General features: G+C 68.5%; 12 protein-coding genes. 6 read left to right on the top strand and 6 right to left on the bottom strand.

Annotated elements, in window-relative coordinates; genetic code table 11:
* Positions 1-181: 181 nt before the first annotated feature.
* The gene (locus tag ETD85_RS28135) at positions 182-1,150 is read right to left on the bottom strand and encodes an aldo/keto reductase (protein WP_138692797.1); all 969 of its coding nucleotides are present in this window, start codon (positions 1,148-1,150) and stop codon (positions 182-184) included.
* 171 nt (positions 1,151-1,321) lie between these two features.
* On the opposite strand from ETD85_RS28135, the gene ETD85_RS28130 reads away from it, so the two are divergent.
* The gene (locus ETD85_RS28130; RefSeq protein WP_138692796.1) at positions 1,322-2,221 is read left to right on the top strand and encodes a helix-turn-helix transcriptional regulator; all 900 of its coding nucleotides are present in this window, start codon (positions 1,322-1,324) and stop codon (positions 2,219-2,221) included.
* A gap of 25 nt (positions 2,222-2,246) precedes the next feature.
* Here ETD85_RS28130 and ETD85_RS28125 read toward each other — a convergent pair whose 3' ends face one another.
* Entirely contained in the window at positions 2,247-3,776 is a 1,530-nt protein-coding gene (locus tag ETD85_RS28125) for an alpha/beta fold hydrolase (protein WP_138692795.1), read from the bottom strand.
* Between the two features lie 96 nt (positions 3,777-3,872).
* Complete coding sequence (locus ETD85_RS28120; RefSeq protein WP_170246875.1) at positions 3,873-4,946, bottom strand: serine hydrolase domain-containing protein; 1,074 nt, start codon at positions 4,944-4,946, stop codon at positions 3,873-3,875.
* A 156-nt stretch (positions 4,947-5,102) separates the two neighbouring features.
* On the opposite strand from ETD85_RS28120, the gene ETD85_RS28115 reads away from it, so the two are divergent.
* The 4 genes from ETD85_RS28115 (at position 5,103) to ETD85_RS28100 (ending at position 9,938) form a co-directional block, all read left to right on the top strand.
* Positions 5,103-5,627: a hypothetical protein gene (locus ETD85_RS28115; protein ID WP_138692793.1), complete on the top strand. Its 525-nt coding sequence runs from the start codon at positions 5,103-5,105 to the stop codon at positions 5,625-5,627.
* 298 nt (positions 5,628-5,925) lie between these two features.
* Positions 5,926-6,531: a peptidoglycan-binding protein gene (locus ETD85_RS28110; RefSeq protein WP_240779468.1), complete on the top strand. Its 606-nt coding sequence runs from the start codon at positions 5,926-5,928 to the stop codon at positions 6,529-6,531.
* A 1,645-nt stretch (positions 6,532-8,176) separates the two neighbouring features.
* Positions 8,177-8,923 (top strand): class I SAM-dependent methyltransferase, encoded by a 747-nt coding sequence (locus ETD85_RS28105; protein ID WP_138692792.1) that lies wholly within the window; start codon positions 8,177-8,179, stop codon positions 8,921-8,923.
* A 430-nt stretch (positions 8,924-9,353) separates the two neighbouring features.
* Complete coding sequence (locus tag ETD85_RS28100; RefSeq protein WP_138692791.1) at positions 9,354-9,938, top strand: DinB family protein; 585 nt, start codon at positions 9,354-9,356, stop codon at positions 9,936-9,938.
* A gap of 163 nt (positions 9,939-10,101) precedes the next feature.
* On the opposite strand, the gene ETD85_RS28095 is transcribed toward ETD85_RS28100, so the two are convergent.
* Positions 10,102-10,377, bottom strand: coding sequence for a hypothetical protein (locus tag ETD85_RS28095; protein WP_138692790.1), 276 nt, complete (start codon positions 10,375-10,377; stop codon positions 10,102-10,104).
* 470 nt (positions 10,378-10,847) lie between these two features.
* Between ETD85_RS28095 and ETD85_RS28090 the strand changes: the two genes are divergently transcribed.
* A complete protein-coding gene (locus ETD85_RS28090; RefSeq protein WP_138692789.1) occupies positions 10,848-11,855 on the top strand; it encodes an RNA polymerase subunit sigma-70 in 1,008 nt (335 codons plus the stop codon).
* A 268-nt stretch (positions 11,856-12,123) separates the two neighbouring features.
* On the opposite strand, the gene ETD85_RS28085 is transcribed toward ETD85_RS28090, so the two are convergent.
* Both ETD85_RS28085 and ETD85_RS28080 read right to left on the bottom strand, forming a co-directional pair.
* On the bottom strand, positions 12,124-12,690 hold the full coding sequence (locus tag ETD85_RS28085) for a dihydrofolate reductase family protein (RefSeq protein WP_138692788.1): 567 nt from the start codon (positions 12,688-12,690) through the stop codon (positions 12,124-12,126).
* A 598-nt stretch (positions 12,691-13,288) separates the two neighbouring features.
* Positions 13,289-14,970, bottom strand: a 1,682-nt coding sequence (locus tag ETD85_RS28080) for a WD40 repeat domain-containing protein (protein ID WP_206058648.1), incomplete at its 5' end; no start/stop codon positions are given.

The following is a 14,970-nucleotide window of genomic DNA, read 5'->3' as shown; positions in this document are numbered from 1 at the left end:
AGGCCGCGATCTGGGCCGGAGCGGGTGCCCGCGACCGGAGCGCATGGGGCCGTCAAGGGCGGGCAATGGCCGCCCGCCGTGTGAAGGGAGAGCTCCGCGTTCGATCTTCCTGTCGTGAGCCCGTGCTCTGTGACGGGTGAGGCGCGGTCATCAGAAACGGGTCGCTCGTGATCAGGCCGCTCTACGCAGGTGCCTTGAACATCTCGTGCTCCCAGCTGCCCCGCGTGTCGACGTCCGCGGCATCCGCCAGCGCTTCCAGCTCCGCGATCTCCTCGCCGGCGAGATCGATGCCGCGAGCTCGGACCAATCCGTCGATGTAACCGGCCTTCGTGACCCCGACGATCGGGGTGGTCCCCTTGGCGATGGCCCAGGCCGTGGCGACATCAGCGGCGGATCCGCCTCGGTCCTCGCCGATCTCCCCCATCCTGTCGGTCAGCGCCTGCAACTGGGGCAGGATGCCGTTGTACGCCACCGCCCGGCTACTGCCTTCAGGCAACGGGTTGGCCGGGCTGTACGTGCCGGTCAGCGCCCCTTGTTCGAGGACCATGTAGGAGAGGAACCGCACGTCGTGCTCGCGGCAGTGGTCGAGGATTCCCGCGCGCTCAGAGCTCCGGTACAGGAGGCTGTAGTGGTTCTGGACCGCCTCCACCCGGAAGCCGGCCTCGCCGAGGATCTGATCGGCAAGAGCGATCTCCTCGAGGTTGTGGTTCGAGACGCCCACATGCCTGATCTTGCCGCTCTTCAGCAGCGGGATCAGAAGCGGCGTCCATCGTGCCACGTCGGCAGGGTTGTGGATCCAGTAGAGATCCACATAGTCCGTACCGAGTCGGTCGAGGCTCTGCTCCAGCATGTCCGCGACCGGATCTTCACCGTCGCCCGCGATCTGCGGGGTGAACTTCGTCGACAGCTGGTACTCGCTGCGGTCGTAGCCCTTCAGCGCCTGGGCGAGGACCGCCTCCGAGCGGCCCATGCCGTACACCACGGCGGTGTCCCACAGGGTGAAGCCGTTGGCATGCGCCTTCTCAACGACCTTTCGCAGGCCGGACTCGGTCAGCTGACTGCCGAAATAGCCGTCGCCCACCTCACCGCTGTCTCCCCAGGCCCACGTGCCAAGCGCCACCGCCGGCACTGCCAGTGTCTTGCTCGTCATGTCATGTCTCCATTGCTTGGTCGGCCGTCTCCGCATCGCAGAGCCGGGTCCAACGTGCTGATCCCAGGAAACCCGCCTGGCCGCGCGCGATGCAGAGCGTGTTTATAGGGGGGACAAGCTCAACCCCCTTACCGCCGGCACCTGCGCGAACCCTGCGGCTACCGTGGAGGCATGGACCACCGGCTCGACCACCGCGCCCAGATCCGGGACTTCCTGGCCACCCGGCGCGCCAAGCTCACCCCCGAGCAGGTCGGGCTGCCCACCAGCGGCCGGCGCCGGGTCCCCGGGCTGCGGCGCGAAGAGGTCGCGGTGCTGGCCGGCGTGAGCACCGAGTGGTACACCCGGCTGGAGAAGGGCCACATCAGCGGCGTGTCCGAAGAGGTGCTCGACGCGGTGGCCCAGGCCCTGCGCCTGGACCAGGACGAACGCACCTACCTGTTCGACCTGGCCCACGCCGCCCGGCCCGCTCGCCGCGCGCCATCGCGCCGCAAGGACGTCCACGTCCCGCCGCGGGTCCAGTGGCTGCTGGACTCCATGACGATGTCGGCGGCATGGGTACGCAACGGCCGCACCGACATCGTCACCTGCAATGCGCTGGCCCGGGCCCTGCTCGCGCCCGTCTTCGACAGCCCTGCCACCACGCGGCACGGCCGCGCCAACATCGCCCGCTACGTCTTCCTCGACCCGGGCTCCCAGCAGTTCTTCGTCGACTGGGACGAGGCCGCCGTCGTCAGCGCCGCGCTGCTGCGCGCCGAGGCCGGACGCGAGCCCCATGACCGGGCCCTGCGCGACCTCGTCGGTGAGCTGTCCACGCTCAGCACCGAGTTCCGCAGCCAGTGGGCCGTCCACGACGTGCGTATCCGCCACGATGGCGGCAAGCGGCTGTGGCACCCGCAGGTCGGCGACCTGGAGCTGACCTACCAGTCTCTCGACCTGCCCGTGTCCAGCCGGACGGTGTACGGCCTCACCATCTACACCGCCGAACCGGGCAGCACCTCCGAAGAGCGGCTCAAGCTCCTGGCCAGCCTGGCGGCCACCCAGCCGGCACACCCCACCAGCCAGCCGCGTTGAAGCGCGCACGGAGAGGAAGCGCGGATCATGGTGTCGGCACTCTGGCGCCGGGGCAGCCCCGGTCGATCCGGCCGGTGGTGAAGTAGGCGACCACGTCGGCGGCGCATTCGCGGAGTGCGGAGGAGTGCGCGTCGTCGTCGACGGTGTAGATCTTGCCGCCGATCTCGGCCTGCATCTGCGCCGCGTACTCGTAGGTGGACATGAACTCGTAGCGGTGCCCGGCCAGCACCAGCGACCCGTCGCCGTGGCGCAGCCGGGTCGTCTGGGCCGGCAGCGGCCAGCCGGCGCAGCCGGCGCCGAAGTAGGAGGCCCGGCCGGTGACCGGGTTGCGCTTGAGGAGCTTCTGGTAGGCCGACCAGGCGGCGGGGAAGCTGCGCCGGCTGTGGTCCTCGTTGCACTTCACCGCACGGTTCATCGTCATGTTGACCCACTCGGTCGCGCCGGGGGCGGGCGCGGGCTGCTGGGCGTTGAAAGCCTCCTTGACTGCGGGCGGCGCGGTGCTGCCGGTGGCCTTCCGCAACGCGGCCAGCGCCTTGCCCGCCTGCGGCCACTCGCGTGAGGTCTTCGCGGCCAGCCCGGCGATCGAGCCGCCGTCGATGGGCATCCTCAGGTCGGTGAAGGTCTTGGGGTGCTCGTCGTAGTCACGGCCGAGTTTCAGGACCGAGGCGCGTACCTGCCGCACGGTGCTGCCGAGCCCGAAGGTCTTGTGATAGCGGGCGAGCCAGGCGGCGAAGCGCCGGAAGTTGCGTTCGGTGGCCTGGACGCGTGCCTCTTCGTGCTTGGCGAGACTGTTGCCCGGGCCGGCCACGCTGTCGAGGAAGACGCGGCCGGTCTGCTCGGGGAAGAGGCTGCGGTAGACCGCGCCGAGCCAGGTGCCGTAGGACACGCCGAGCAGGTTGAGCTTCGGCTGGTCCAGCGCGGCTCGCACCAGGTTCAGGTCGCGGGCCACGTTCATGGTGGTGAGCTGGCCGAGGAAGGCGGAATCGCTCTGCCCGCAGGCTTTGTTGCCGGCTGCCTCGGCGTCGTAGCTCCGCTTGGCCGCCTCCTTCGTCAGCGGTCCGGGGCTCCCGCCCATCTGACCTGAGCCCGTGCAGTCGACCTTGGTGCTGTAGTTCACGCCGCGGGGATCGAAGCCGATGAGGTCGAATCGGTCGTTCAGCCGCGCGTTCTCCTTGTTGCTGAGCGTGACCCTCAGGGGATCGAGGTATCCGGGCTGGCCCGGCCCGCCCGGGGCGACCGCGAGAGCGCCGAGCCGGTGCTCCAGGTCCGTGGCGGCCAGCCGGGTGATCGCGATGGTGATCTTCCGGCCGTCCGGGCGGCTGTAGTCCAGGGGGACGCTCACCGTCCCGCACTCCAGGCGCTCCAGCCGGGTGCGGAACGCCGTGATCTGCTCCTTGGGATAGCCCATGCTGACGATCGCCGCATCGGAGTAGGACGGGCAATCCTTCCAGACGACGGCCGGATCGGCCTGGTCAGCGACAGCGACGCCCGGTATGGCGGTGCTCGCCATCACACAACCCAGCACGCCGAGGGTTGCCCTGGTCCAGCGTTTCACGATGATGATCCGTTTCTTGGTCGGGACATGTGAGGAGGTTCCGCCGCGGTGACGAAGGCCGACGGCGTCGAGCCCTTCAGGGACGGACGGCGCTGGTCACTGGCCGGGGCAGAGCACGGCTTCGGCGGCCTTGATGGTGGCGTCGCCGACGGCCATCGCCTTCTCGTTGTCGATCTTCAAGGTGGCGGCCACCGCGAACTGGATCCGGCCGTCGGCCGAGGAGAAGGTGGTGGAGCTGATGCCGGGCAGGCCGCCGGAGGCCGAGGAGACCGTTCCGCCGCACAGGTTGGGGAAGGGCCGCGGCAGCTGTCGTTCCAGGCCCGCGGGGACCAGCTTGCCCTGGCTGAGCGCGCGGTAGAAGGCGCTGACGTCGTGGGCGGTGGAGATGGCTCCTTCGACGCCCCAGCTCGTGGCGTTGAGCCGGTCGACGTCGCGCGGCACGCCCTTGCCGTCAGGGGTGTACCCGTGTCCGTGCGGGCCCTTGATCTGGTCGGAGATCTTGGTGGGCAGATAGGTGTGCTTCATGCCGAGCGGGGCGAACAGCCGCCGCCTGAACTCGGCGGCCCGGTCGTGGCCGGTCACCTTCTCGATGATCATGCCGAGGAGGACGTAGTTGGTGGTGGAGTAGCGGTACTGCCCCGGCTCGCCCTGGGGCAGGTCACGCGCGGCCTGCACCAGGTCGATCGGCTTGTAGGCCGTGGTGAAGTCGAAGACGTCGAACTTCCCACTCTCGGCGAAGTCGGGAATGCCCGAAGTGTGCCGAATCAGATCCCGCACGGTGATCTTCTCGGCCGCATCCCCGTATGCCCCGGGCAGGAGGTCACTGAGCTTGTCGTCCAGGCTGAGCTTGCCCTCCCCCACCAGTTGCAGGACGACTGTGGCCTCCATCAGCTTGGTCTGGGACGCGATGCGGTAACGCGATTCCGAGGGGATGCGCCCGCCCTTGCCACCGAGCAGGCGCGACCCCGCCGTCCCCCGGCCCACCCGCTTGCCGTCGACGTACACCTCGCCGATGGCTCCCACCACGCCATCGGTCCTGGCCAGGCTCCTGATCGCCTGCTGGACGTCTCCCAGCCTGACCCCGTCGGCGGCGGCCGCGGGTGCCGGGGCGCTCAACACCAGCACCGCGCACGCCAGCCCGGCCATGCCCAGCGTTCTTCCACGCCTCATCGATGTGCACCTCTCGCTACGGAATTTCGAGGGTGACCACATCTACCGGCCGGCACCTATTGATGGCCGATCGGCGGACCATACCCCTTCCATATGTGGGCGTTGCCATATTGATCTCCGCTCGAACGGGCGTTCATTCGATGGAGGAGATGTCTCATGCGACGACGAGTATTCAGCGCGCTGGTCACAGCACCGTTCGCGCTCACCCTGGTCTTGACCGGCTGCGGTTCCGGTGACGGGGGAGGCTCGGACGTGGCGTCGGTGAACGGCGGCACCGGCGACAAGACCGCGGCCAGTGCCCAGCCGGGCACGGACTCGCAGGAGAAGGCGCTGAAGTTCGCTCAGTGCATGCGTGAGAACGGCGCCGACATGCCGGACCCCGATGCCGGCGGCAAGATGGCGATGACGTTCGACGCGCCCCAGGAGAAGGTCCAGGCCGCTCAGGAAGCGTGCAGGCAGTACGCCCCCAGCGGCGGGCAGGAGATCCGCAACGACCCCCAGATGGCCGAGAACCTGCGCAAGCTCGCCCAGTGCATGCGTGACAACGGCGTCGAGAGCTACCCCGACCCCGAGGGCAGCATGATGCGTTTGAGCAAGGAGGCCGGCGAGGACCCCGACTTCAAGGCCGCGGAGGAGAAGTGCCAGCAGGAGTCGGCTGCCGCCAGCCCGGGAGGTTCTTGATGGGGCCGGTGGTGGACAGGGCCACCATCGACGGCAAGGCGGAGCCGGAGACCATGCCTCCTCGCCAGCGCCGCCGGGGCAAGGGCCGGCCGGTGGCCGGGCTGCTGGCCGTGGCGGCGCTGGCGGGCGGCGGGTTCATCAACAGCGCGGGCCTGCTTCAAGGCGGTGCCGGCCCGACCCGTTCGGCGACCGCCCTGCCCCCGGCCACGAGCACGGTGAACCGGCAGACGCTGAACAACACCAGGGACGCCGACGGCGAGCTCGGCTACGGCCCGGTGACCACGGCGGTGAGCCGGTCATGCTCCTGTACGGGAGCACGCCCGCGTACCGGGATCTCAAGATCGGCGCGGAGGGCGAGGACGTCGAGAGCCTGGAGCGCAACCTCCGCAGGCTCGGCTATGACGGCTTCACGGTGGACGACGAGTTCACCTACGACACCTACAAGGCCGTCATGGAATGGCAGGAGGACCGCGGCCTGGACGAGACCGGCGTGGTCGAGCTGGGCCGGGTCGTCTTCGCCCCGGGCAGGGTGCGCGTGGAGAGTCTGGAGGCCGAGGAGGGCCAGCCGACCCGGCCGGGCCAGAAGGTGCTGACCTACACCGGCACGTCCAAGGTCGTCACGGTGCAGCTGGAGACCGAGGACCAGCGGATGGCCAGGAAGGGTGCCAAGGTCAAGGTCACACTGCCGGACGGCAGGAGCGTGGCAGGAAGGGTCACCGAGGTGGCCACGATCATCGTGCCGGGCGAGGGCCAGGAGGAGTCGCAGACGCGGGTGGAAGCGCTGGTTTCGATCGGCAGCACCAAGTCCGCCAAGGGGCTGGACAAGGCGGCGGTGGACGTGACGTTCACGGCGTCGCAGCGGAAGAACGTGCTGACCCTGCCGGTGGCGGCCCATAGTCTGTGATCACGTGCCGATGAAAGGACGCGGATGAAGGCGGTACCACTACCCGCTGATCGTTTCAGCTTCGAACTATCCGCCAAAGAGCTTGGTGTGATCATAGTAGGCCTACGGGAGGCAGATCAAGAACTGGAAGACTGGGAATTTCAAACAAGAACCGGATCCGAGCGTAGCGCAATGAGAGCATTTCATGATGAGATCCTCGCGGCGCTAAACAGGGCTGAGTAATAGCCAGGCCTGTACGTATGATTCGTGGACTCGGTCGTAATTCTTGCGGTTTGGCTCCGGCATCCGATGATCAGTCCGAGCGGTATTGCATCTGGCGTTCCGAATGAGTGGTTGAGTCGCCGGGAGGGATTTCGCCTCCTGGCCTCCACGGGACCACCCCGGGCGGCCGGCTCTTCTTCCACGCCTTCACCGCGCCGGCCGAGCTCATCCTCGAACCCATCGTGTCGTGGAGGGCACGCGCGAGAGCCTGCCGCAGACGGCGCCCGCCGGGCAGGTCCGGCACGCCGCGACCTGCTCACCTGGCCAGAGAGCCGTGGAGCTGCAAGGGGTGCTGGGTTGGGTCGGTCCGCTCGCCGATCGGGTTCAGGGGGGCCATCTTCGGGCGAGATCGATTGTCACCGTGTACCGAGCTCGAACCTCTCCGCCTCGGGCGGTGGGACAGGCAGCCCGCTCGCCGAGGGAAGCGGTGCGGCGCTGGCACCGGTGCTCCTACTGGCAGCGCAGCAGGCGCGCGTGGTGAAGCTAGGTCGAGTACGCCACGCCGTCGATCACGGGCGTGGTCCAAGACAGCGGCAGGCCGTCCTGCTGAGGCCGGGGCCAGCCCGCCGGGCACGCGTCCACCACGGTGACCCGCTCGGCTTCGTCTTGAAGCAGCCATATCTCATGCGGCTGCACTCCGCGGCGCGTGGCAGGACTCACGGCCTGCACCGGCGGCGCGGACGCCGACCCGACCGCTCCCCCGCTCCCCGGTCGACAAGAGTCGGTGAGCGGCGCTCGAAGGCGGAGTGCCTGCTGCATGGCGAGGACGACCACGTCGGCCTGCTGGAAGAGGAGGCACCGCCAGGGCAGGGCACCATGTCGGGCGGCCCCGGCGCCGGGGCGAGCACGCGGCTCACTCCCCCATCCTTTCCTACGATCGCGATCCGGCCAGCAGCGCCGAGATTTGTCGGCATGTGCTCTGCACCGTCCTCCTCGCCGCCGGAGCTGGAGAAACCCCCTGGGTCCCTCCCGGCGATCGTCATCTTCCATGCACCGGGGTTCGGACGCCCGAGCCGCAGCTGAGTGATCTTGCTGGCCAACCGTGGCGAGGCCACTGACACCTCGCGGCAACCCCCATGGCAGCTTCGTGGCAAGCCGCATCCGCTGCGGCGTGGCTCATCGCGCTCCTCAGCTGGACTCCGGCCCGTAACGGGCGCCGTCGTCCATAGTTCTTAGGGTTGGTGGACTCTTCCTGTAGGTCAGAGAGAGGTCGAAGCCCAAGCCCGCCTGCTGTGCTCGAACTCGAAGAAGAGCCAGGCACGCACGCGGCTAAGGGCCCGCCCGTAGATGACGGTAAAGCTGTTGTCGCGGCTGTGGTGCACACGCTTGAATCAGCAGGCCACCACGGCCAACTGCGGATAAGTCGAAAAGGAGGAGGCGCTTCATGAGTGAAGCGTTCTACTCGCACGCGAGGCTGTACGACCTCATGTTCCCGGGCGGCGGGCCCGCGGTCGACTTCTACCGGGCCGAGGCCAATCGGCAAGGCGGGCACGTATTGGAACTCGGGTGCGGCACCGGGCACAAGCTGATCCCCATCGCGTCCGACGGGCATCGGTGCGTCGGCTTGGACTTGTCGTCGGACATGCTGGCTGAGGCTCAGCGCAAGGCGAACGAGCGCGGTGTAGCGGTGGAATGGGTGCGGGGCGACATGCGGACCTTCGATCTGGGCCGCACATTCGACTTCGTGTTCATCACAGCCAATTCCCTGCTGCATCTGCATGAAGCTGAGGATCTGGTGAGCTGCTTCCGGTCGGTTCGAAGACACCTGGCGCCTGGAGCACGGTTCGTCTTCGATGTATTCAATCCGAGCGTGCACATCCTTGCCGAAGCCGACGGCGTGCGGCGCACCCGGGAGTCGTTCATGGATCCTGACCGTGGCAACGTCAGCGTCGATGTCGCTGAGATCTACGATGCGCCCGCGCAAGTCACACGCGGGACGTGGCACCTCTCGACTGACTCCGAGCCCGACTTCGTCGTCGCACCGCTCGAAATCAGGAGCATCTTTCCGCAGGAGCTGCCGCTGCTCGTCTCGCTCGGAGGCCTTCGGCTCGTCGAGCGCTTCGGCGACTGGTCCGGCCGGCCATTTGCCGCGGATACGCCGCTTCAACTCTGCATCTGCGAGTCCGCCTGATTGACGGCGAGGGCCTTCGCAGAGCTTCAAGTCTTTCAAGTCGGCCTGCGGTCGATGAGCCGGGCTTTAGATCGGCGATCATCTGCGCCAGCAGACCAGCGTTTTCCTGCTTGATGACCTGCGGACGACGGTATCGAGGCCGGCGACCTTGGAGGTCGGCCGGAGTACGCGAGAAGGACACCATGGGTCGGGGTGATGTACCGGATAGGGACCGTTATCGCGTACATCGCCGGCGTCACTTTGTCGTTGACCAGCAGCGGCGTGAAGACGACAGCAGCGCGACTCGGGCACGTATCCGGTACATGCTCAGACCAGACCGGCCGGAATGATGACAATGACCTGCGGGGATGTGGGGGCGATAGTTGGCGGAGCCGACGCCGGGCAGCTCGCAACCTGAGCTCACCGGCGCAGCCTGACAGAATCGTGACCTATGATCGACGATTTCGCGAAGGACAACCTGCACGGGAGACTGCGGCGGGACCGCAAGGCGCTGCTCTGGAAACTGGACGGCTTGTCCGAATACGACGCCCGCCGACCTTTGACAGCGACCGGGACCAACCTCCTCGGCCTGGTCAAACACGTGGCCAGCGTCGAGGCCAGGTACTTCGGCGAGGTCTTCGACCGTCCTTCTCCGGAACCGCTGCCCCGGTGGCAGGACTCCGACGGCAGCGATCTGTGGGCGACCGCGGACGAGACCTGCGATCAGATCATCGGGTTCTATCGGCGCACGTGGGAACACTCGGACGCGACGATCAACGAGCTGCCCCTCGACGCCCCCGGCCACGTGCCGTGGTGGCCGGAGCCTTATCCCAACACGAACCTGTTCGCCATCATGGTCCATGTCCTCGGCGAGGCCAACCGGCATGCTGGGCACGCCGATATCCTGCGCGAGGGCCTCGACGGCCGGACCGGGATGCGCCCCGAACACGAGCAGCAGATCGACGAGGAAGCCCGTGCAGCCTACTGCGCGAAGATCGAGCTGGCCGCCAGGGCGGCCGCACCAATCAAAGCTTAACCACAATCGCGCCACCGTGGCCCCGCCAGGGTGGGGCCACGGTTCAGCTCCGCGTCCTACCAGTAGAACTTGAACGCCAAAGGTCGAATCGCTGCGATGCGCCCTTGACGGCCTGGAGGCGTTCTCCGCAAGTCCTCTGACCTGCTGGAAGGATCCTCCAACCCTAGATAACCGTCGCGGTGAACCGCCGGAAGCGCAGCCCGGCGACCCCGCTGACCACGTGCTCACGGCCTCGCCGGTCGGGAACGAGGCGCAACGGCCGCTCCCCCAAGGCCACCGCCTCCGCGAGCGCCACCTGGGACTCGTCGTAGTCGAGCGCCCACAGGAAACAGGACCGGGCCCCCGCGGAAGGTCTCAGCCGGATCGAGGGCGACGGGCCGGAGGCCGCCGAACCCGGGCCTGCGGTCCTCGACGATGCCCTGCCGGGCGAGATGCTCAAGCAGCAGTCGGCGGGCGTCTGTCGGTCGGCGGTTGCGCGACGGCGGCCAGGTGCCGTTCGGTGGCCATCGGGACCCTGCTCCCCTCAGCTGTCAGGTGATGCGCGTAGAAGAGCGTCGCCGCCAGGGACATCGTCCCGGAGCGATCCTCCAATTTGTCAGATAATGCGGGATTATCTGACACGCCGAGGCCCGTCGACAGGAACCGTGATCACTATGACCTCAGCGTACGAGGGCGCCCGTGCGAAGAACCATCGACGCACGGCTGCACGAACAGGCGCTCGCGCATCTGAAGGCGCCCCCGGAGCCGCTGACGCTGAACAGCAGGCCGCGGACTTCGTCGAGCGGGTGCGGGACCGGCCGGGCAAACACGCCACCGGACAGCCTGGTGTCAGCGGCTTCACCGATCAGAAATCCTCCGCCACGTCGTCAGTTCTGGTAGCCCCATACACCAGTGGAAGGATTGATGACCATGACCGACGCCAGACTGCTCGGCGCCGACGAGGCCACGTTCATCGCGGCGGCCCGCTCAGACGACACGGCGAAGTTCGCACTCCTCACGGAGCGCCACCGCCGTGAGCTGCAGGTGCACTGCTACCGGATGCTCGCGAACTACGAGGACGCCCAGGACATGACGCAGGAGACGTTCCTGCGAGCGTGGAACAAGCGGGAATCGTTCAAGGGCCATGCTGCGCTGCGGACCTGGCTGTACCGGATCGCGACGAACGCCTGCCTCGACTTCCTGGAGAAGCGCAACGACCGCACACCCGTACCATCCGAGCTGCCGGACCCCGGCTCCGAGGTGCTGTACCTGCAGCCGTACCCCGACCGGATGCTCCCCGAGGACCCGCAGGAATCGGTGGTGGCGCGGGAGACGATCGAGCTGGCGTTCATCGTCGCCGTCCAGCACCTGCCGCCGCGGCAGCGGGCGGTGCTCATCCTGCGCGACGTCCAGGGCTGGCCGGCGTCGAAGGTCGCCGACGCCCTCGATCTGACCGTCGCATCGGTGACCAGCGCACTGCAGCGGGCGCGCGTGACGATGCGCGAGCAGCTACCCGACCGCCGCCTCGATTGGCGGAGGCCCGCCACCCACGAGCTGTCGAATGACGAGCGCGGCGTGGTGAAGTCGTATATCGACGCCCATGAGCGCAACGACCTCGACGGGCTGATGTCCCTACTGCGCGACCACCTGCGCTTCGCGATGCTGCCCGAGTCGGGCACCTTGACCATGACGGCCAAGGACGCGGTGGACGGCTGGGTCGCCGGTGGGCTCTTCCAGCCCGGCCACGACGACTGGCGCTGTATCACCACGACGGTCAACCGCATGCCTGCCACCGCGATGTACGTCCGCACCCCCGGCGACCCGGAGTACCGGCTGTTGAACATCGCGGTCCTGCACATCGTCGACGGGAAGATCGCCGAGCTCACCGGATTCGACGCCACCGACAAACCGTGGCTGGGCCTGCCTCCGACACTGTGATCAGCCAAGTCCCCCTCGCCGACGTCACCGCAGAATGAGCACCGCGACCAGCTGAACACCACTGCCCCGCCGGCGTTGCCGGCGGGGCATCCGAAGAACATCGTCCTGATCAACGACGCTGTCGTCCTCATCTCCCAGCGAGTCGGTCAACAGCTCACTCGGAACGCGAGGACGGGGCCGGGGAATGTTCCCTCAAAGCCGAGGGTCACGGTGAGCATGCCAGGATGGACTTCGACCCGGCTTCACGAGCCGAGCATGTGGCCTGTGCTCATCGTCTCGTCTCGTACCGAGTCAGCACCACGCCGCCGGGAAACGTCCGCGTCTCCACGAGGGTCAGGTTCACCCAGCTGTCCAGCGCCGTGAAGAACGGCGTGCCGCCGCCCAGCAGAACCGGGTAGGTGACCAGGGCGTACTCGTCGATCAGCCCGGCCCGCATGGCCGCCCCGGCGAGCGTCGGGCCGCCGATGCTCATCGGGGCGCCGTCCTCGGCCTTGAGCTGGGTGATCTCGGCCACCGCGTCACCGGTGACCAGGCGGGTGTTCCAGTCGACCTTGTCGACCGTCGAGGAGAACACCACCTTCGGCGTGTCCCGCCAGTTCCGCGCGAACTCGATCTCCGCCGGGGTGGCGTTGGGCTGCTGGTCGCCGGTCGGCCAGGAGGAGCTCATCGTCTCCCACAGCTTGCGCCCGTACAGCGTCAGGCCGCTCGCCCGCTCCCGGTCGAGCCACCACTGGAACAGCTCGTCGCTCGGCGGCCCGCTCCAGCCGATGTCGTCGCCGGGCGCGGCGATGTAGCCGTCCAGGGTCATGTTCATGCCGAAGATCAGTTTCCGCATCGTGTCAGCCTCTCGTGAGTCGATCTCACACGTACAGACGGGCGTGGCGCGGGAACCTAATCGGTGCGCGATCTGCGTCCGCGGACAGTCTCCCGGGTTCCGGACTCTGCACGGTGTACCCGGAGGGCTCGAGCACCACCCACCGGATCTCGATTTCACCCCGCCCCAGCGCCTCGGCCGGTCCGCCGAGCCATGGCCGGGCCCTCGGCTCAGAACAGGGTGTCGCCCACCCGCGGCGGCCCGGGTATCCGGTCGGGCCGAGCTGCGCGAGTTCGCCTTCGATGTCGGCCTCGATGGCGAGACGGCTTTGAGTGATCAAGTGCGGTGTCGAGTCGCTACTGATCGCTGAACGATGCGGCCTCGAGAGTGTTGTCCCGCGTCCGGAACGACGTCTTCGCCTGTCCGAAGTCGCGGGCCGATGCGATGTGCGAGCTGGCCGACGCGCTGTTGTGCGAGCCGGGGCCGGTGCGCGCTCGTCCTGGCCGAGCCCGGGGGCCGGCCAGTCGACCGCCGGTGCCCGGGTGCTCAAGGAGCAGGGCTTGTGGTGGCTGACGGCTCGCCGGTCCGCTCGTACCAACCCGGGTTCACCCTCGCCCCTTCAAGGAGTTACGGCGGGGCATATCTGGCGTACCGGCTCGCGGGGCAGGTATTGCTCCCACTCGGCCGGGGTCAACCCTGCCGGTGAGGTGTGGCGCGTACGGCCGGCGATCGTGCAGAGCGCCTCGACGGGGTCGGCGGGGACAGCGACGTTCCACAGCCGGATGCCGCCGTCATCGCCGGCGCTGGCCAGCGTGCGCCCGTCCGGGCTGAACGCCAGCGCGTGGACGGCGCCGGCGTGGGCGGCCAGGGGAGCTCCGATCGGACGGTGGGTGGCCACATCCCACAACCTGATCGTCCCGTCGAAAACGGCGGTGGCCAGGCGCCCGTCCGGCGCGAATGCCACGGCGGTCACCTCCTCATCGTGATCGCTGATCGGGACGCCGATCGGACGACGGGTGGCGGTATCCCACAGCAGCACTGTCTTGTCGGCTCCCGCGCTGGCCAGGACGCGCCCTCCGGGAGCGAACTCGATATCGGTCAGTCGGCCGGTATGGCCGACGAAGGGCGCGCCTACGGGCCGTCGAGTGGCCACGTCGTAGAGCTGGACCTGGTTCCGGGTGACGCTGGTCTCCGGGCCGGTGCCTTCACTGCTCGCGATGGCGAGGGTGCGGCCGTCCGGGCTGAATTCCAGGTCGGCCAGCCCTTCGGTGTGGTCCAGCAGGGGTGCTCCAATCGGGTGGCGGGTCGCTATGTCCCACAGTTGGACGTTGCGCTCCTCGGCGGGGTCATTGCTGCTGACGGTGCCGGTGATGGCTGTGGCCAGCAGGCGGCCGTCGGGGCTGAAAGCCACCTCTCCCGCGTGGGCTCCTCCCTGCAAAGGAGGCGCGGGGCGGCGCGAGAGGGTGTCCCACAACCGCACCTGCCCATCGCCGCCGGCGCTGACCAGCGTGCGCCCGTCAGGGCTGAACTCCAGCTCGCTGAGCGCACCGGTGTGCCCGGTGAGTGGTGGCCCCAGGGCGCGGCGGGTGTGGGCGTCCCATAGCTGTACGGTCGCGTCCTCACCGGTGGCCGCCCCTGCCAGGACATGCCCGTCCGGGCTGAATGTCACGGCCTCGGCCGCACCGCCTCCGCCCGTAGGCCGTCCGGCCTGGTCATGCGGCGGCAGAGGCGGACCGAGCGGACGATGTGTGGCCATGTCCCACAGGCGCACGGAAGCGTCACCGCTGGTGGTGGCGCTGCTGGCCAGGACGCGCCCGTCGGGGCTGAACTCCACGTCCGAGACCCGATCGGTGTGTCCCAGAAGGGGCGCGCCGATCGGGCGGCGGGTGGCCACGTCCCACACCAGCAGGGCTCCACCGCCCCCGCGTCCCCCGCCGGCCAAGGTCCGGCCGTCGGGGCTGAAGGTCACCGTGCCAATTCGGTGATCCGGGCGGCCGGCCAGGGGTGCGCCTGCCTGGCGACGGGTGGCCGTGTCCCACAGGTGCACCATCTCATCGTCCGCCGCGATGGCGATCAGCCGGCCGTCCGGGCTGAAGTCGACGTCGTACACCTGATGATCGTGACGGGCGAGCGGTTCGCCGACCTGCCGGCGGCTGGCCACGTCCCACAGCCGTACCGTGCCGTCCTGGCTGGCGCTGGCCAGGAGGCGCCCGTCAGGGCTGAACTCCGCCGCGTACACCGCTCCTTGGTGGCCGGTGAGCGGTTCGCCGACCTGCCGGCGGCTGGCCACGTCCCACAGCC

It is taken from the genome of Nonomuraea zeae (assembly GCF_005889725.1).
GTDB classification, from domain to species: Bacteria; Actinomycetota; Actinomycetes; order Streptosporangiales; family Streptosporangiaceae; genus Nonomuraea; species Nonomuraea zeae.
Note: the sequence above shows the minus strand (reverse complement) of the source record. Positions and strands in the feature narration are given on the sequence as shown.